Genomic DNA, 17,206 nt, shown 5'->3' on the forward strand with positions numbered 1-17,206 from the left:
CCGCCGGGCGCGCGCTGGCCGCCCTCTACCGGCGTGACACCCCGCTCTCCGCGGAGGAGCTGGCCCACGCCGCCGGCCTCGTCGACGACGCCGGCGGGCGGAGCTGGAGCCAGTCCACCGCCGACGCGCTCCTCGCCGAGGCCCTCACCCATCTGGAGGCCGCCGGCCTGTCCTCCGTCCCGGCCGGCGAGCTCGTCACCCTGGCGGGACTGATGACCCGCCGCACGCTCTAACGTCACCGGCACCGCGTCAACCGCACCCGCGTCACCGGCATCGCGTCACTCGCGCCCGTGTTGCCCGCGTCACCGGCATGCGTCACCGGCATGCGTCACCGGCCTGTGTCACCGGCCTGTGTCACCGGCACTCCGCGAGCATGCGGGACTTGTCCGCGCGGGTGACCGGGAGGTCGTATTTCAGGGCGACCTGGGCGAACCGTACGACGTAGGCGCAGCGGATGCGGTGAGAGGGGGGCAGCCAGGCGGCCGGTCCCGAGCCGCCTTTGTCCTCGTTGGCGGGGCCGTACACGGGGAGCAGGTTGAGCGGGTCGTTGGCGATGCGCAGGCGTTTGGCGCGACTCCAGCGGGACGCGCCCATGCGCCATTCGTAGGAGAGCGGCACCACGTGGTCGACCTGCACGCGGTCGGCGTCCGCCTTGCGGAACCTGATGGTCCGCCCCGTGTACGGATCCTCCAGCGTCATCGCCACCACCACGCAGCTGGAGCCCTCCCGGAAGCGCACGTCGTCGCCGTCCCTGGCGAGTAAGTCGTTGCGGGTGTCACACCCGTTGCGCGAGTACGGCACCGCCCCGGCCACGTCGGCCCAGTTCTCACCGAACCGCTCCCGCCGGTAGCCGCTCTTGGGGCCCATCCCCGCCACCCGCAGCCCTCTGATCAGCCGCACGGCCCGGGCCCGGTCCCCCGCCGAGGTGATCGGCATCAGGCCGGGCCTGGTGCCGTCCGGGTTGTCGAGGGGACTGGCGCGCAGGGCGGCGCTCTCCCGCGAACCGGTCTGCGCGGCCAGCGACACCACCAGGGCCCCCGCCAAGACCACGGCGACCGCGTTCCCTGTCCCCATGTCCGGATGATGACCGACGAACCGGCCGTAAAGCCACGGTCACGTCACATCCCCTTGACGACCAACACATACGGGTATAAATAAAGATGAAACCAAACGGAAACGGCGGTGAACCAACATCGTGTACGCGGAGGAGCGTCAGCAGGAGATCCTGCGCCGGGCCCGGCTCGCCGGGCGGGTGGACGTGGTCACGCTGGCCGAGGAGCTCTCGGTCACCACCGAGACCATCCGGCGGGACCTGACCACGCTGGAGCGGGCCGGTCTGCTGCGGCGGGTGCACGGCGGCGCGATCCCGGTGGAGCGGCTGGGCTTCGAGCCCGCGCTGGCCGCCAGGGACGAGGTGATGACCGCCGAGAAGGAGCGCATCGCCAAGGCGGCCCTGGCCGAGCTCCCCCAGGACGGCGCGATCATCATCGACGCGGGTTCGACGACCGGCCGCCTGGCCCAGGTGCTGCCCGCCGACCGGGAGCTCACGGTCATCGTCAACTCCCCGCCGCTGGCCACCGTGCTGGCGACGCGCGGCAACCTGTCGGTGATCATGCTCGGTGGCCGGGTGCGCGGGCGCACCATCGCCACCGTGGACGACTGGGCGCTGCGCCCCCTCGACAACCTGCACGTGGACGTGGCCTTCATGGCCGCCAACGGCTGCACCGTGAACCGGGGCCTGACCACGCCCGACCCGGCCGAGGCCGCCATCAAGCGGGCGATGATCGGCGCGGCCCAGCGCACGGTCCTGCTGGCCGACCACACCAAGTTCACCAACAGCTACCTGGCCAGGTTCGCCACCCTGGGCGACATCGACATGGTGATCACCGACACCGGCCTGGACAGCGTCCTCGCCGCCGACCTGGCCGCGGCCGGGCCCGAGGTGATCCGCGCATGACCGGCCAACCGGCCGCCCGCGGGGTCCGGGGATGATCCTCACCCTGACGCTCAATCCCAGCCTGGACCGCACCATCGAGGTGGACTCGCTCACCCGGGGCACGGTCATCCGGGCCGCGACGGCGCACCTGGACCCCGGCGGCAAGGGGGTGAACGTGTCGCGCGCGCTGCTGGCCAACGGGATCACCTCCTGCGCGGTCATCCCGTACGGCGGGGACGAGGGCAGGCGGCTGGTGGACCTGCTGTTCGACGAGGGCCTGGACATGATCACCGTGCCGGTGACAGGGGCCACCCGGTCGAACGTCACGATCGCCGAGCCGGACGGCACGGTCACCAAGATCAACGAACCGGGCACCGCGCTCTCCCCCGGCGAACTGGACGCGGTCGCGGACGCCGTGCTGAAGGCGGCGCACTCGGCCGACTGGGTGGTCGCCTCCGGCAGCCTCCCCCCGGGCGTGCCCACCGACGTGTACGCCCGGCTCTGCGCGCGGTTCGCCGCCGCCGGGATCCTGGTCGCGGTGGACACCAGCGGCCCGGCCCTGCGCCAGGCCATCGCCGCCTCCCCCGCCCTGGTCAAGCCGAACCGGGAGGAGCTGGCCGAGGCCACCGGCGCCCCGATCTCCTCCCTCGGCGACGCCGTCGGGGCCGCCCTGACCCTGCGCGAGCAAGGCGCCCGCGCCGTCCTGGCCAGCCTCGGCGCCGACGGCGCGATCCTCCTGACCGGCGGCGACGGCACAGACGGCGGAACAGACGGCGGAACAGGCGACGGAACGGTCCGGGCCTGGTACGGCCACGCCCCCGTCCCCGAACCCCGCAGCACCGTGGGCGCGGGCGACGCCATGCTCGCCGGCCTGCTCGCGGCGGGCGGCCCGGCCGGCGGCGGCGCGGCGCTGGCCGAAGCCGTCGCCTGGGCCACGGCGGCGGTCGGATTACCGGGCAGCCGCATGCCGGTCGCCTCGGACATCCGCCGCGACACGGTCACCGTCCAGGAGATAGACGTCCGGCGCGCGGGCGTCCGGCGACCCGGACACGGGGAACCCGGACGCGACCGCGAAGCCGGACACGCTGAACCCGGGAGTGACCGGGAAGCCGCACCCGCGGACTCCCGAGACGACCGCGAACCCGGGGCGTCCCGCGAGCCCCGCGAACTCGATCTCACCAAGCCGCTCCGGTCCGGGGGCTGACAGCGGCATGTTTCCACCCCCCTCCCCGAAGGAGCGTCAGAACATGACGACCGAGTACACGCCGGCGGTCCAAGGAACCGGCGTCAAGGCCACCATCCAGCGCCTCGGCGGCCACCTGGCCGGGATGATCATGCCGAACATCGGCGCGTTCATCGCCTGGGGCCTCATCACGGCTCTGTTCATCCCGACCGGATGGCTGCCGAACGAGCAACTGGCCGAGCTGGTCGGCCCGATGATCAAATTCCTGCTGCCGATCCTGATCGGCTACACCGGCGGCCGGATGGTGCACGGCCAGCGCGGCGCCGTCGTGGGCGCGGTCGCGACCATGGGCGTCATCGTCGGAACCGACGTGCCGATGTTCCTGGGCGCGATGATCGTGGGCCCGCTCGCCGCGTACATCATCAAGCAGGTGGACGCGTTCACCGAGGAGCGGACCCGGGCCGGGTTCGAGATGCTGGTGGACAACTTCACCGCCGGCATCATCGGCGGCGCGATGGCCGTGGCCGGCGTGTTCGCCATCGGCCCGGTGGTCGAGTGGCTGACCGAGCGGGCCAGCGAGATCGTCGACTTCCTGATCGGGCAGCAACTGCTGCCGCTGGTGTCGATCCTGATCGAGCCCGCGAAGGTGCTGTTCCTCAACAACGCCATCAACCACGGCGTGCTGGGGCCGCTCGGCGTGGCGCAGGCGGCGGAGACCGGCAAGTCCATCCTGTTCATGCTGGAGAGCAACCCCGGTCCCGGCCTGGGCCTGCTCCTGGCCTACATGCTGTTCGGCCCGCGCGCGCTGCGCCCGAGCACACCCGCCGCCATCGTGATCCACTTCCTGGGCGGCATCCACGAGATCTACTTCCCGTACGTGCTGATGAAGCCCCGGCTGATCCTGGCCGTCATCGCGGGCGGCGCGGCCGGCGTGCTCACCTTCCTGGTGACGGGCGCGGGCCTGGTGGCGACGCCGTCGCCGGGCAGTATCTTCGCCTACCTGGCGGTGACGCCGAGGGGCGGCTGGTTCGGCGTGCTGCTCGGCATCCTGATCGCGACCGCCGTGTCGTTCATCGTGGCGGCGGTGCTGATGGGCTTCGGGCGGGGCGAGAAGGCCGAGGACGACCCCGAGGCGCCCGCCGCGGAGAGCACGCCCGTGACATCGGAGGCCTGATATGGCGAGCATCGAGAGCAAGGACATCCGCAAGATCATCGTCGCCTGCGACGCCGGCATGGGCAGCAGCGTGATGCTGGCCGGGCAGCTGCGCAAGGCGCTGAAGGGCCAGGACATCGAGGTGGCCCACATCCCGGTCAACTCGATCCCGGCCGACGCCGACGTGGTGCTCTGCCACGCCGGCCTGGCGGCCCGGGCGCGGGCGTCGGCGCCGGACACGGTGCTGATCCCGTTCCAGATCTTCATCGGCGACCCGGCGGTGACCGGGCTCGTCGCCACCATCAAGAAGGGCGGCACGGTGCATGACTGAGGGCATGGCGGGAGGCGTGCTGGACCCGCGGGCCGTACGCCTCTCGGCCACGGCCTCCGGCCGGGACGACGCGATCCGCCAGTGCGGGGAGGCGCTGCTGGCGGTGGGCGCGGTGCGGGAGCCGTACGTGGGGACGATGCTGGAGCGCGAGCGGTCCATCTCCACCTATGTGGGTGAGGGGGTGGCGATCCCGCACGGCACGCTGGCCGGCAAGGACGCCGTGCTGCGGGACGCGCTGTCGTTCCTGCGTTTCCCCGACGGCGTCGACTGGGGCGGCGAGCGGGTGACGATCTGCATCGGCATCGCCGCCGCCGGCGACGGGCATGTGGCGGTCCTGGCCGAGCTGGCCGAGATCCTGCTCGACCCGGACCGCGCCCGGGTGCTGCGGGAGACATCCGACGTCGACGACGTCATCGAGATTCTGGGAGGTACCGCGTGAAGGTCGCGCGTTTCCACGCTCCCGGCGACCTCCGTATCGAGGAGGCGCCGGAGCCGGTGGCCGGGCCGGGCGAGGTCAAGATCAGGGTGCGCAACTGCTCCACCTGCGGCACCGACGTCAAGATCTACAAGCACGGCCACCACCACATCGACCCGCCCCGGGTGATGGGCCACGAGATCGCCGGGGAGGTCGTCGAGTCGGCGGCCCCCGGCTGGGCCCCCGGGGACCGGGTGCAGGTGATCGCGGCGATCCCGTGCGGGCGCTGCGCGGAGTGCCTGCGCGGCCGGATGACGGTCTGCCCGAACCAGGAGTCGATGGGCTACCACTACGACGGCGGCTTCGCCGAGTACATGGTGGTCCCGGCGAAGGTGCTGGCGGTGGACGGCCTCAACCGCATCCCGGACGGGGTCGGCTTCGCCGAGGCGTCGGTGGCCGAACCGCTGGCCTGCGTGCTGAACGGCCAGGAGCTGGCCCGGGTCGGCCCCGGCGACGACGTCCTGATCATGGGCTCGGGCCCGATCGGCTGCCTGCACGTACGGCTGGCGCGGGCCAGGGGCGCCGCCCGGGTCTTCCTGGCCGACATCAACCCCGACCGCCTCGCGGTGGCCGCCGGTCTGGTACGGCCCGACGCGGCGATCCACGCCGACGTCGAGGAGCACGTGGCCAAGCTGACCGACGGCCGGGGCGCGGACGTGGTCATCACGGCCGCCGCGGCCGGGGCGGCGCAGGAGCAGGCGATCCGGATGGCCGCCCGCCAGGGGCGGATCAGCTTCTTCGGCGGCCTGCCGAAGGACAACCCGATCATCGCCTGCGACTCCAACCTGGTGCACTACCGGGAGCTGACGATCGTCGGCGCCAACGGCTCCAGCCCGGCGCACAACGCCCGCGCGCTGGACCTGATCGCCACGGGCGCGGTCCCGGTGGCCGACCTGATCACCGAGCGGCTGCCGCTGACCGACGTGCTGGCCGCGATCGACACGGTGGCGCGCGGCGCGGCGATCAAAGTGACCATCGAACCCTGACAGAGCTCCGAGAACGGGAGTGTGAGACATGCCAGAGCGGACCGTGACGATCGCCTCGGCGACCGGCCTGCACGCCAGGCCCGCGAAGCTGTTCGTGGAGGCCGCCACGCGCCAGGGCGTGCCGGTGACCATCCGGCTGGGCGAGGGGCGGGCGGTCCCGGCCAACAGCATGCTGTCGGTGCTGACGCTGGGCGCGACCCACGGCAGCGAGGTGACCCTGCACGCCGAGGGCCCGGGCGCGGAGGCGGCCCTGGACGAGCTGGCCACCCTGCTGGCCACCGACCTGGACGCCTGAGCCGCGACCCCGGCCACCCAGCCATCCCAGCCACCCCGGCCGGGCCGTCAGCCGCCGGACTCCTGACCATGCGCCAGGCGTCCGGCGTCCGGGCGTCCGGGCGTCAGGCGTCAGGCGTCAGGCGTCAGGCGTACGTGGCGATGCCCAGCTGGACCGCGACGAGCAGGCCGCACCCGGCGGTGAGCCAGCGCAGGCTCTGGCCGGGCAGGCGGCGGGCGATCAGCGGGCCGAGCCGCCCGCCGAGCAGCAGGCCGGCGGCCAGCGGGAGCGCGGCCGACCAGTCGACCGGCCCGAACACGGCGAAGCCGAGCGCGGCCACCCCGTTGGCGAACGAGCCCAGGACGTTCTTCACCGCGTTCACCCGGGCCGGGAGCTGGCGCAGGGCCGCGCTGAGCACGGCGAACATGATCACGCCTCCGGCCGCGCCGAAGTAGCCGGTGTAGATCGCCACCGCGAACACGCCGAGCCGGACCGGCAGGCGCTCGTGGGGGTGTGGGCGCGGCGGCCGGAGCAGCAGGAGTGAGGCGGTGGCGATCAGCAGCGGGGCCGCGTACTCGAACGCCTGTGGCGGCGTGAGCAGCAGCAGGCACGCGCCCGCCGCCCCCCCGAGGGCGGCGGCCACGCCCAGCCGGCGCAGCAGCGGGCCCTGCCCGGACAGCTCGGGCCGGGATCCCGCCGCCGCGCCGAGTCCGGTGAAGACGAGCGCGACCGTGTTGGTGACGTTGGCGGCCAGCGGGGGCAGCCCGAACGCCAGCAGCGCCGGATACGAGACGATCGACGCCAGGCTGACGACCGTGCTCACCACCCCGGCGAGCACACCCGCGGCGAACAGACCTGCGACCTCCCCGGCGACCATCCAGAAACCCAACCACATCGGTCGGGATAGGGTCGCACCGGCCCCGGGGAAACGCCCGCGTCACCAGGGCGGTGAGGCTGGAGGTCACCGCCCGGCGTCATGGGCGCCGGAGCCGGAGAAGGCCGGCGGAACCGGTCAGTAGCCGGCGTCGCTGTAGGTGTCGCCGCCAGTGTCCCCGCCAGTGTCCCCGGCCGTGTCCCCCGCCGGGTCTCCGGCCGGGTCCGGGGCCGGGCTCTTCACCCGGTGGTCGCTGAGGTGCAGGTCACCGCCGAGCTTGCCCTTGAGCGCGTCCAGGACCTGCCGTTCGCCCAGGACCGTCCAGAGGTTGCCCACCAGGTGCGGGTTGTACTCCGGGGCCTGGTCCATCCATTCGTCCTTGCCCTGCTGGGTGGAGAAGGTGTTCACGAAGAACTGGCCGACGGACGTGGTGCAGGCGCCGGTCCGCAGTTCCGCGGCGTCGACCTGGATCTCCGGCGTGCAGCCGACCTTGGCGGCGAGCTGCTCGACGGTGGGGGGAGGACCGAGGACGGCCTCCGTGCCGGTGGCCGTCTCACCGCCGGCCTGGCTCCCTGAGCAGGCCACGGTGGACAGCAGTGCGATTGCCGAGACGGCGAGCGCGAGGTGGCGCGAACTTGTCAACACAATCGAGGTACGCAGGACTTCCGCGTACGGTTCACTCTACAAATATTCCCATTCGTAATTTTAACGGCATAAATCGGGCGTACTGGGAATGTAACTAAGACCCGGGTGATTGAATGCAAGTGGCGCCAAAGCGCCCGGCGGCCCGGAGAGACGGCCCTGAGCGCGAGCGGCGGCACTCGGCTCCGGCGACCAGGAAACCCGGCCGCTCTCCTAGAGCACCGGGGGAGACCTTGCCTTCATCGCTGCCTGACCTGGCCCTGCCCATCCCGCTACCCGCCCGTCCCGAGGCCCTGTTCCGGGCCGGCGACGCCGCGCCTCCCGCGCGTACGCTGCTGGACGTCTTCGACTCGACCGTACGGAGCCACCCCCGGGCTGCCGCGCTGGACGACGGCGCGGTCGCGCTGACGTACGCGCAGCTGGCGTTCGAGGTGACCCGGCTGGCGGCCGAGCTGGTCCGGGCGGGCGTCGGGCGCGGGGACCGCGTGGGCGTGCGGGTGCCGTCCGGGACGGCCGACCTGTACGTCGCGATCCTGGCCGTGCTGCGGGCCGGCGCCGCCTACGTGCCCGTGGACGCCGACGACCCCGACGAGCGGGCCGAGCTGGTCTTCGCCGAGGCGGACGTGTGCGCGGTCGTGGGCGAGAGCCGTACGCTCACGATCCGGCGGGAGCCGGAGGGGGCGCGGGGGCGTCCCGAGCCCGGGGACGACGCGTGGATCATCTTCACCTCCGGGTCGACCGGCAGGCCCAAGGGCGTGGCCGTGTCGCACCGCAGCGCCGCCGCGTTCGTGGACGCCGAGGCGCGCCTGTTCCTCACGGCCGAGCCGATCAGCCCGGGCGACCGGGTGCTGGCCGGTCTCTCGGTGGCGTTCGACGCCTCCTGCGAGGAGATGTGGCTGGCCTGGCGGCACGGCGCCTGCCTGGTCCCGGCGCCCCGGGCGCTGGTGCGTACCGGCATGGACCTGGGACCGTGGCTGATCGACAAGGGCATCACGGTGGTGTCCACCGTGCCCACGCTGGCCGCGCTCTGGCCGGTGGAGACGCTGGACGAGGTCCGGCTGCTGATCTTCGGCGGCGAGGCGTGCCCGCCCGAGCTGGCCGACCGGCTGGCCGTGCCGGGACGCGAGGTGTGGAACACGTACGGGCCGACCGAGGCCACCGTGGTGGCCTGCGCCGCGCCCCTAGGCCAGGAGCCGGTCCGGATCGGGCTGCCGCTGGACGGCTGGGACCTGGCCGTGGTCGGCCCGGCGGGCACGCCCGTCGCGATGGGCGAGATCGGCGAGCTGGTGATCGGCGGGGTGGGCCTGGCCCGCTACCTGGATCCGGTCAAGGACCTGGAGAAGTACGCGCCGCTGCCGGCGCTCGGCTGGGAGCGCGCCTACCGCAGCGGCGACCTGGTCAGGGCCGAGCCGGAAGGGCTGATCTTCGTCGGCCGCGCGGACGAGCAGATCAAGATCGGTGGCCGCCGGATCGAGCTGGGCGAGATCGACGCCGCGCTGCGGGCGCTGCCCGGCGTGGCCGGGGCCGCCGCCGCGGTGCGCACCACCGGCGCGGGACACCAGCTGCTGGTCGGCTACGTGGTGACCGGGCCAGAGTTCGACCCGGCTTCCGCCAGGGAACGCCTGCGCGAGGCCCTCCCGGCCGCGCTGGTCCCCCGGCTGGCCGTGGTCGAGGACCTGCCGACCCGGACCTCCGGCAAGATCGACAGAAACGCGCTGCCGTGGCCGCTGGCGGCCACCGAGGACACCGGCGGCCTGTCCGGGGTCGAGAAGTGGCTGGCCGAGCGGTGGCAGGAGATCCTGGGCGTCACGTCCGGCGACCCGGCCGCCGACTTCTTCACGCTGGGCGGCACCAGCCTGGCGGCGGCGCGGCTGGTGTCGGTGCTGCGCGACCAGTACCCGGCCGTGGCCGTCGCCGACCTCTACGAGCACCCGACCCTGCGCGGCCTCGGCGCGTTCCTGAAGGCCATGGACGGCCCGGACACCGCCGCCCACGACCGCACGGTGACGCCGCTGCCGCGCCGGGCCGCGCTGATCCAGGCCGCGCTGACGATCCCGCTGCTCACGGTGGGCGCGCTGCGCTGGATCGTGGGCCTGGCCGCGCTCGGCAACCTCCTCGCCCTGCCCTGGATCCCCGTCGTCTCCTGGTGGTACGTCGCCTTCGGCTGGCTGCTGGTGGTCTCCCCGCTGGGGCGGATGAGCCTGGCGGTGGCCGTGGCGCGCGGCCTGCTGCGGGGGCTGCGGCCCGGCGCGTACCCGCGCGGCGGCGGCGTGCATCTGCGGCTGTGGTTCGCGGAGCAGTTCGCGGCCAGGATCGGCGTGGCGGAGCTGTCCGGCGCGCCGTGGATCACCCACTACGCGCGGGCGCTGGGCGCGCAGATCGGCCAGGACGCCGACCTGCACACGCTGCCGCCGATCACCGGCATGCTGCGGCTGGGCAAACACGCGGCGGTCGAGCCCGAGGTGGACCTGACCGGCTACTGGCTGGACGGCGACCTGCTGCGGGTGGGCGAGATCAGGATCGGCGCGGGCGCCACCGTCGGAGCCCGCTCGACCCTCTTCCCCGGGGCCAGGATCGGCAAGAACGCGCAGGTCGTGGCCGGTTCCGCGGTCCGCAAGCCGGTCCCGGCCGGGGAACGCTGGGCCGGCGCCCCCGCCGTGCGGACCGGGAAGGCCCGCCATCCCGCCCGCCGTCCGCCGCGCTCGCGGCGCTGGGTCGCCCAGTACGGCGTCTCCGCCCTCGGGCTGAGCCTGCTGCCGGTGCTCGCCGCGGTGCCCGGCCTGCTGGTGCTGCGCGCGTCCATGGGGTCGGCCCCCGGCTCCGCCCTCGCCGGGGCGCTGCTCGGCGTGCCGCTCGCGACCGTGCTCTCGATGGCGACGTTCGCGCTGCTCACCGTGGTGGCGGTGCGCCTGCTCGGGATCTGCCTGCACGCCGGCGTGCACCCGGTGCACAGCCGGGCCGCCTGGCAGGCGTGGCTGACCGCGCGCCTCATGTCGATGGCGCGGGTCTGGCTGTTCCCCCTGTACGCGAGCGCGTTCACGCCGGTGTGGCTGCGCGCGCTCGGCATGAAGGTGGGCCGGGACGTGGAGCTGTCCACGGTGCTCGCGCTGCCGTCCATGACCACGGTCGGGGACGGGGCCTTCCTGGCCGACGACACGATGGTCGCGCCGTACGAGCTGGACGGCGGCATGATGCGCATCGACCACGTGCGGATCGGCAAGCGGGCCTTCCTCGGCAACTCCGGCATGACCGCGCCGGGCCGCAAGGTGCCCAAGGACGGCCTGGTGGGGGTGCTGTCCTCGACGCCGAAGAAGGCCAAGGCGGGCTCGTCGTACCTGGGCATGCCGCCGGTCGAGCTGCGCCGTACCGCCGAGGGCGCCGACCGGGAGCGCACCTACGACCCGCCGCTCCGCCTGAAGCTGGCCCGCGCCGCCGTGGAGAGCTGCCGGATCATCCCCGCGATGGCCACGGTCGCCGTCGCCGTCCTGGTCCTGGCCGCCCTGGAGGCCCTCGCCGTCCGGTACGGCTTCGCCGTCGCCGCCCTGCTCGGCGGCGTCGTCCTGGCCGCGGCCGGCATCCTCGCGGCCACGGTCGCCGTGATCGCCAAGTGGGCGCTGGTGGGCCGCATCCGCCCCGGCAACCGGCCGCTGTGGAGCTCCTTCGTGTGGCGCAGCGAGCTGGCCGACAACTTCGTCGAGGTGCTCGCCGCGCCCTGGTTCGCCCAGCCGTTCCTCGGCACCGCGCCGCTGAACCTGTGGCTGCGCGCGCTGGGCGCCAGGATCGGGCGCGGCGTCTGGTGCGAGACGTACTGGCTGCCGGAGATCGACCTGGTCACCCTGGGCGACGGCGTCTCGGTGAACCGCGGCTGCGTGCTCCAGACCCACCTGTTCCACGACCGGGTGATGAGCATCGATACTGTCGTCCTGCGGGACGGCGCGACGCTCGGCCCGCACGGGGTCGTCCTGCCCGCCGCGGAGGTCGGGGAGAACACCACGGTCGGACCGGCGTCCCTGGTGATGCGCGGGGAGTCGCTGCCCGCCCAGACCCGCTGGTTCGGAAACCCGATCGCGGCGTGGTTCTAGTGGAGCGCGGTGTCCTATTTTCCCAAGCGTGGTAACGAGGGCTACCGCGTCCTGCACTACGATCTCACGCTCGACTACCGGGCGGCCGCCAACCGGCTGAGCGGCACCGCCGTGCTGGCGGCCGTGGCGACCGCCCCGCTCAAGGGGTTCGCGCTCGACCTGGGCCCGTTCCGGGTGGACCGGGTGCAGGTGAACGGCGCGCGGGCGCGGTTCACCCACCGGGACGACAAGCTCAGGGTCACGCCGCCGGGCTGGCTGGCGGAGGGGCGCCCGTTCTCGGTGGAGGTGCGGTACCAGGGCAGTCCCAGGCCGGTGCCGAGCCCGTGGGGGGAACTGGGCTGGGAGCAGCTGGCCGACGGGGTGATCGTGGCCAGCCAGCCGACGGGGGCCTCGTCGTGGTTCCCGTGCAACGACCGGCCTTCGGAGAAGGCGACGTACCGGTTCGCGGTGACGGCGGCCTCGCCGTACCAGGTGGTGGCGAACGGGGCGCGGGTGTCGTCGGTGCGGGGGGCGTCGGCGACGACCTGGGTGTACGAGCAGGGCGAGCCGATGGCGGCCTACCTGGCCAGCGTGCAGATCGGGCGGTACGTCTCGGTGGACCTGGACGGGGTGGTGCCGCAGCGGGTGTACCACCCGGCCCGGCTGGGGCCCAGGATCCGGCACGACTTCGGCCGGCAGGACCGCATGATGGCGGTGTTCGCGGACCTGTTCGGGCCGTACCCGTTCGGGGCGTACACGGTGGTGGTCACCGACGACGAGCTGGAGATCCCGGTCGAGGCGCAGGGCATGTCGATCTTCGGTGCGAACCACGTGGACGGGCGGCGCGGGAGCGAGCGGCTGGTCGCGCACGAGCTGGCGCACCAGTGGTTCGGCAACAGCCTGACGCTGGGGCACTGGCGGGACATCTGGCTGCACGAGGGGTTCGCCGCGTACGCGGAGTGGCTCTGGTCGGAGGCCTCCGGCGGGGAGCCGGCGGCGGCGCACGCGCGGCGCTGGCACCGGCGGCTGACCGCCGCGCCGCAGGACTTCGTGCTGGCCGACCCGGGGTCGCGGCGCATCTTCGACGACCGCGTCTACAAGCGCGGCGCACTCACGCTGCACGCGCTGCGCCGCACGCTCGGGGACGTGCCCTTCTTCTCCATGCTCCGGGAGTGGACGGCCGCGCACCGGCACGGCGTGGTCACAACCGGCATGTTCACCGATTTAGCGCGACATTTCACGCCAGAGCCGCTGGAGGGGCTTTTCGCCTCCTGGCTCTACGCGCCCCGGCTGCCCGGTCTCCCCTGACCGTGTCCGCCGTTCGCCCCTCTTGAATCTCTTTCGGTTTTGCGGGTGGAACGTGTGAACCTGTGTGACTGATGGGGCGTCATGATTGTCAGGGAGGCCCGAATGGACGTCCTGGACAGCCTCGTCGACACCGAACTCCATCTGGAACTCGTCCTCGTCGAGGCCCTGCACTGGGAAGCAGAACGGCTGGCCGCCCCAGCCGATCGCTGAACCCCGGCGCCCGTCCGCCACGGTGGCGGGCGGGCGCCCGATCTTTTTCCGCCCGTACGGGAATCCTCGCGGCCGGGCCGGTTGTTCACGCTCCTATACCCTAGGGGGGTATCAACTCTGGAGGCGGACATGGAACATCGGACCGGAGCGAGCTGGGCGACCGCCGCGTCGGCGACGCTGCACTGCCTCACCGGGTGCGCCATCGGCGAGATCCTGGGCATGGTGATCGGCACCGCCCTGGGCTGGCACAACGTCCCCACCCTGATCCTCGCCATCACCCTGGCCTTCTTCTTCGGGTACGCGCTGACGCTGCGCGGCCTGCGCCGGGCCAGGCTCCCCTGGCGGCGGGCGATCCGGGTGGCCCTGGCCGCCGACACGCTGTCCATCCTGGTCATGGAGATCGTGGACAACGGCGTCATGCTGGCGGTGCCCGGCGCGATGGACGCCGCCCTCACGAGCGCGCTGTTCTGGAGCGCGCTGATCGGCTCCCTCGCGGTGGCGTTCGTGGTCACGCTGCCGGTCAACAAGTGGATCATCGGCCGGGGGCGGGGGCACGCCGTGGTGCACAATTACCACCACTGATCGAGGGCATGTGGTCGAGGGGGATGTCATGGCGGATGTCATAGTCGTCGGCGGCGGGGTCGTCGGGCTGACCACGGCGGTGTGCCTGGCCGAGCGCGGGATGCGGGTGCGGGTCTGGAGCTCGCTGCCGCCGGAGCGCACCACCTCCGCCGTGGCCGGGGCCATGATCGGCGGCCCGGTCCGCAACGAGCCGCTGGAGCCGTCGCTGCGGTGGCAGCGCACCTCCCTGGACGAGTTCACGGCGCTGGCCGGGGATCCGGCGACCGGGTCCCGGGTGGCGCGCGGCCGGCTGGTCAGCCGCCTGGGCGACGCCATCCCGCCGTGGGCGACCGCGCTGCCCGGCTTCCGGCCCTGCACCCCCGACGAGAGCGCCGGCTTCCCGATCGCCTTCTGGATCACCTCGCCCCTGGTCGACATGCCCGTCTACCTGGACTATCTGACCGGCCGCCTGGCCAAGGCCGGCGTGGAGATCGAGATCCGCGCCGCCGAATCCCTGGCGGAACCGGCCGCGGAGGCCCCCGCCGTGGTGAACTGCAGCGGCGTCGGGGCCGCCGCCCTGGCCGGCGACGACCGGGTCCAGCCGGTCCGCGGCCAGCACGTCATCGTCGAGAACCCGGGCCTGGACGACTTCTTCTACGAGGGCGGCGCCGACACCGACTGGGTCGGCTACATGCCGCACCCGAGGCGGGTGGTGCTGGGCGGCACCGCCGAGCCCGGCGACTGGAACCTCACGCCCGACGACGCCCAGACCCAGGCCATCCTCGCCCGCTGCGTCGCCGTCGAGCCCCGCCTGGCCGGCTGCCGGGTCCTGGGCGTGGAGGTGGGCCTGCGCCCCGGCCGTCCCGCCATCCGCCTGGAAGCCGACCCCTCCTCCCCCGGCCTGGTGCACTGCTACGGCCACGGCGGCGTCGGCGTCAGCATGTCCTGGGGCTGCGCCCGCGAGATCACCGCCATGATCGCGGGCGACTGACCCGTCACTCCCCCGCCAGGTGGCGCTCGATGGTCTCGACCTTCGCCGTCAGCCTGTCCCCCTGCCCGCCGCGGATGTCGGCCTTGAGCACCAGGCTGACCCGCGCGGAGCGCGCCTCGACCGCCCGCACCGCCGCGTGCACGACCGCCATGCCCTCCTCCCAGGTGGCCGCCTCGATGGTGGTGAACATCGCGTCGGTACGGTTGGGCAGACCGGACGCCCGCACGACCCGCACGGCCTCGGCCACCAGTTCGCCGACGTTCTCCCCGGCCCCGATCGGCGTGACGCTGAAGGCGATCAGAACAGACATCAGGAACTCCCTCGCTCAATAGGTGATCAGCTCCATCGTGGCACGAAACGGCACTTTCCTCTGGTAAGTTCCCTACCGTGAGTGCGGTGGACCCGGACGGGCTGGAGCGGCACTGTCCCGCGTTCCAGATCGCCGTCGAGCTGGCGGGACGGCGCTGGAACGGCGCCATCCTGCTCGCGGCCGAACGGGGAGCCGCCCGCTACCGCGAGTTCCTGACGGCCGTGCCGGGCATCTCGGAGCGGCTGCTGACGCGGCGGCTCCGGGAGCTGACGGACGAGGGCGTGCTGGCGCGGACGGTCGTGCCGAGCACGCCGGTGCAGATCACGTACGCGCTGACGCCGAAGGGCGCGGAACTGGCGGACGCGGTGCGGCCCCTGATCGCGTGGGGCGAACGGTGGATCGGGGAAGGAACGCGGGCCGATGGGTGATGTCGATGGGTGATCACGGGCACGAGTTGTGGTTCGGGGCCGGGCTCACCCCGAAGGCGTCCGGCGCCGACCGGCTGATCCGGCAGGCGGTGGCGGCCGAGGAAATGGGCCTGGACCTGCTGGGCGTGCAGGATCATCCGTACCAGCCGTCGTTCCTGGACATGTGGACGCTGCTGCCGGCGCTGGCGGCGCGGACCTCGCGGATCCGCCTGTTCCCCGACGTGGTCAACCTGCCGCTGCGCCCGCCCGCCGTGCTGGCGCGGGCGGCGGCGTCGCTGGACGTGATCAGCGGCGGGCGGCTCGAACTGGGCCTCGGCGCGGGCTTCTTCTGGGACGGCATCGCCGCGATGGGCGGGCCGAGGCACACGCCGGGCGCGGCCGTCGAGGCGCTGGCGGAGGCGATCGCCGTGCTGCGGGCGCTGTGGACGCCGGGCGACCCCGTCGTGCTGGACGGCGAGCACTACGCGCTGGACGGCGCGCGCCCGGGGCCGTTCCCGCCGCACCCGATCGGGGTGTGGGTGGGGGCGTACAAGCGGCGCATGCTCGAACTGACCGGGCGGCTGGCCGACGGCTGGGTGCCCTCGCTGGGATACGCCGCGCCCGCGGAGCTCGCCGGGCTGACGAAGATCGTGGACGCCGCCGCCGAGGAGGCGGGCCGCGACCCGGGCGACGTGCGCCGGGTCTACAACATCGCGGGGCGGTTCTCCTCGATCGGGACGGCCGCCTTCCTGGACGGGCCGCCCGCGCAGTGGGCCGAGCAGCTGGCCGGGCTCACGCTGAGCCACGGGTTCAGCGTCTTCGTGCTCTCCGCCGACGACGAGCACACGATGCGGACGTTCGCCGCCGAGGTGGCCCCCGCCGTACGGGAGGCGGTCGGCCGGGAGCGGGCCACACCGGCGGCCGGACCGGAACCCGCCGTGACCCTCGGGAAGATCGGGCCCCTGGACGAGGCCAGCCGGCCGCGCCTGCCGAAGCGGGACCTGGCCGCGCTCACGCCCGCGCAGCGGGCCAACGGCCGGCGGCTGGTGCAGATCCACGACCACCTGCGGCGGGAGCTGGCCCAGATCCGGGACGCGCTGGAGCAGGTCGCCGCCGGGCAGGGCGAGGCCGCCGCGCTCCGGTCATTGATCAACGAGCTGACCATGCGGCAGAACTACTGGACGCTCGGCAGCTTCTGCGCCTCCTACTGCCGGATCCTGACCGCGCACCACGGCATCGAGGACGCGCACATGTTCCCGGCGCTGACGGCGGCCGAGGGATCGCTGGCCCCGGTGGTGGCGCGCCTGGAGCGGGAGCACGAGATCGTCGCCGAGATCCTCACCGGCCTGGACGCCGCGCTGGTCATCATGATCGAGGACCCGTCGCACCTGGGCGCCGTCCGCGACCAGGTGGACCTGCTGTCGGACGTGCTGCTCTCGCACCTCGCGTACGAGGAGGAGGAGCTCGTCGAGCCGCTCTCCCGCCTGGATCTCGAAATCTGACC

The 17,206-nt window shown here is 73.3% G+C and carries 17 protein-coding genes and 1 pseudogene; 14 read left to right on the forward strand and 4 right to left on the reverse strand.

All coding sequences use genetic code 11. The features are described from left to right. Positions 1 to 233: pseudogene (locus Aph01nite_RS31800) on the forward strand (polyprenyl synthetase family protein); the annotation flags it as partial. A gap of 121 nt (positions 234 to 354) precedes the next feature. Here the strand turns inward: Aph01nite_RS31800 and Aph01nite_RS31805 are convergent. Further along, on the reverse strand, positions 355 to 1,074 hold the full coding sequence (locus Aph01nite_RS31805) for an HNH endonuclease family protein (RefSeq protein ID WP_204044739.1): 720 nt from the start codon (positions 1,072 to 1,074) through the stop codon (positions 355 to 357). Between the two features lie 121 nt (positions 1,075 to 1,195). On the opposite strand from Aph01nite_RS31805, the gene Aph01nite_RS31810 reads away from it, so the two are divergent. The 7 genes from Aph01nite_RS31810 to Aph01nite_RS31840 are packed head-to-tail and all read left to right on the forward strand — an operon-like array spanning position 1,196 to position 6,359. Then, positions 1,196 to 1,957 carry a DeoR/GlpR family DNA-binding transcription regulator gene (locus Aph01nite_RS31810; protein WP_204044740.1) on the forward strand — a complete coding sequence of 254 codons (762 nt, stop codon included), beginning with the start codon at positions 1,196 to 1,198 and terminating at the stop codon, positions 1,955 to 1,957. A 31-nt stretch (positions 1,958 to 1,988) separates the two neighbouring features. Further along, the gene (locus Aph01nite_RS31815) at positions 1,989 to 3,140 is read left to right on the forward strand and encodes a 1-phosphofructokinase family hexose kinase (protein WP_204044741.1); all 1,152 of its coding nucleotides are present in this window, start codon (positions 1,989 to 1,991) and stop codon (positions 3,138 to 3,140) included. Between the two features lie 43 nt (positions 3,141 to 3,183). Then, positions 3,184 to 4,293, forward strand: coding sequence for a mannitol-specific PTS transporter subunit IIC (gene mtlA, locus Aph01nite_RS31820; RefSeq protein ID WP_204044742.1), 1,110 nt, complete (start codon positions 3,184 to 3,186; stop codon positions 4,291 to 4,293). A 1-nt stretch (position 4,294) separates the two neighbouring features. Further along, entirely contained in the window at positions 4,295 to 4,603 is a 309-nt protein-coding gene (locus Aph01nite_RS31825; protein ID WP_204044743.1) for a PTS sugar transporter subunit IIBC family protein, read from the forward strand. Beyond that, positions 4,596 to 5,042: a PTS mannitol transporter subunit IIA gene (locus Aph01nite_RS31830; protein ID WP_239162128.1), complete on the forward strand. Its 447-nt coding sequence runs from the start codon at positions 4,596 to 4,598 to the stop codon at positions 5,040 to 5,042. Before Aph01nite_RS31825 ends, Aph01nite_RS31830 begins: the two co-directional genes overlap by 8 nt. Beyond that, positions 5,039 to 6,064: a zinc-dependent dehydrogenase gene (locus tag Aph01nite_RS31835; RefSeq protein WP_204044744.1), complete on the forward strand. Its 1,026-nt coding sequence runs from the start codon at positions 5,039 to 5,041 to the stop codon at positions 6,062 to 6,064. The genes Aph01nite_RS31830 and Aph01nite_RS31835 overlap by 4 nt, the downstream gene beginning before the upstream one ends. A gap of 28 nt (positions 6,065 to 6,092) precedes the next feature. Then, complete coding sequence (locus Aph01nite_RS31840; RefSeq protein ID WP_204044745.1) at positions 6,093 to 6,359, forward strand: HPr family phosphocarrier protein; 267 nt, start codon at positions 6,093 to 6,095, stop codon at positions 6,357 to 6,359. Positions 6,360 to 6,483: 124 nt separating this feature from the next. On the opposite strand, the gene Aph01nite_RS31845 is transcribed toward Aph01nite_RS31840, so the two are convergent. Beyond that, the gene (locus Aph01nite_RS31845; protein WP_239162129.1) at positions 6,484 to 7,233 is read right to left on the reverse strand and encodes a sulfite exporter TauE/SafE family protein; all 750 of its coding nucleotides are present in this window, start codon (positions 7,231 to 7,233) and stop codon (positions 6,484 to 6,486) included. A 117-nt stretch (positions 7,234 to 7,350) separates the two neighbouring features. Then, positions 7,351 to 7,854 carry a hypothetical protein gene (locus tag Aph01nite_RS31850; protein WP_204044746.1) on the reverse strand — a complete coding sequence of 168 codons (504 nt, stop codon included), beginning with the start codon at positions 7,852 to 7,854 and terminating at the stop codon, positions 7,351 to 7,353. A 233-nt stretch (positions 7,855 to 8,087) separates the two neighbouring features. Between Aph01nite_RS31850 and Aph01nite_RS31855 the strand changes: the two genes are divergently transcribed. The 4 genes from Aph01nite_RS31855 to Aph01nite_RS31870 all read left to right on the forward strand — a co-directional run bounded on the left by Aph01nite_RS31855 (position 8,088) and on the right by Aph01nite_RS31870 (position 14,985). Beyond that, positions 8,088 to 11,936: a Pls/PosA family non-ribosomal peptide synthetase gene (locus Aph01nite_RS31855; protein WP_239162130.1), complete on the forward strand. Its 3,849-nt coding sequence runs from the start codon at positions 8,088 to 8,090 to the stop codon at positions 11,934 to 11,936. Between the two features lie 9 nt (positions 11,937 to 11,945). Continuing rightward, positions 11,946 to 13,223 (forward strand): M1 family metallopeptidase, encoded by a 1,278-nt coding sequence (locus Aph01nite_RS31860; protein WP_204044748.1) that lies wholly within the window; start codon positions 11,946 to 11,948, stop codon positions 13,221 to 13,223. Between the two features lie 339 nt (positions 13,224 to 13,562). Beyond that, positions 13,563 to 14,015, forward strand: a complete 453-nt coding sequence (locus Aph01nite_RS31865; protein ID WP_204044749.1) for a DUF4396 domain-containing protein — start codon at positions 13,563 to 13,565, stop codon at positions 14,013 to 14,015. A gap of 28 nt (positions 14,016 to 14,043) precedes the next feature. After that, positions 14,044 to 14,985 carry an FAD-dependent oxidoreductase gene (locus Aph01nite_RS31870; RefSeq protein ID WP_204044750.1) on the forward strand — a complete coding sequence of 314 codons (942 nt, stop codon included), beginning with the start codon at positions 14,044 to 14,046 and terminating at the stop codon, positions 14,983 to 14,985. Positions 14,986 to 14,989: 4 nt separating this feature from the next. On the opposite strand, the gene Aph01nite_RS31875 is transcribed toward Aph01nite_RS31870, so the two are convergent. Further along, complete coding sequence (locus Aph01nite_RS31875) at positions 14,990 to 15,295, reverse strand: thiamine-binding protein (RefSeq protein ID WP_204044751.1); 306 nt, start codon at positions 15,293 to 15,295, stop codon at positions 14,990 to 14,992. A 77-nt stretch (positions 15,296 to 15,372) separates the two neighbouring features. On the opposite strand from Aph01nite_RS31875, the gene Aph01nite_RS31880 reads away from it, so the two are divergent. Both Aph01nite_RS31880 and Aph01nite_RS31885 read left to right on the forward strand, forming a co-directional pair. Then, on the forward strand, positions 15,373 to 15,723 hold the full coding sequence (locus tag Aph01nite_RS31880) for a winged helix-turn-helix transcriptional regulator (RefSeq protein ID WP_204044752.1): 351 nt from the start codon (positions 15,373 to 15,375) through the stop codon (positions 15,721 to 15,723). Positions 15,724 to 15,728: 5 nt separating this feature from the next. Further along, a complete protein-coding gene (locus tag Aph01nite_RS31885; protein ID WP_204044753.1) occupies positions 15,729 to 17,204 on the forward strand; it encodes an LLM class flavin-dependent oxidoreductase in 1,476 nt (491 codons plus the stop codon). Positions 17,205 to 17,206 lie beyond the last annotated feature (2 nt).

It is taken from the genome of Acrocarpospora phusangensis (genome assembly GCF_016862995.1).
Classification (GTDB): domain Bacteria; phylum Actinomycetota; class Actinomycetes; order Streptosporangiales; family Streptosporangiaceae; genus Acrocarpospora; species Acrocarpospora phusangensis.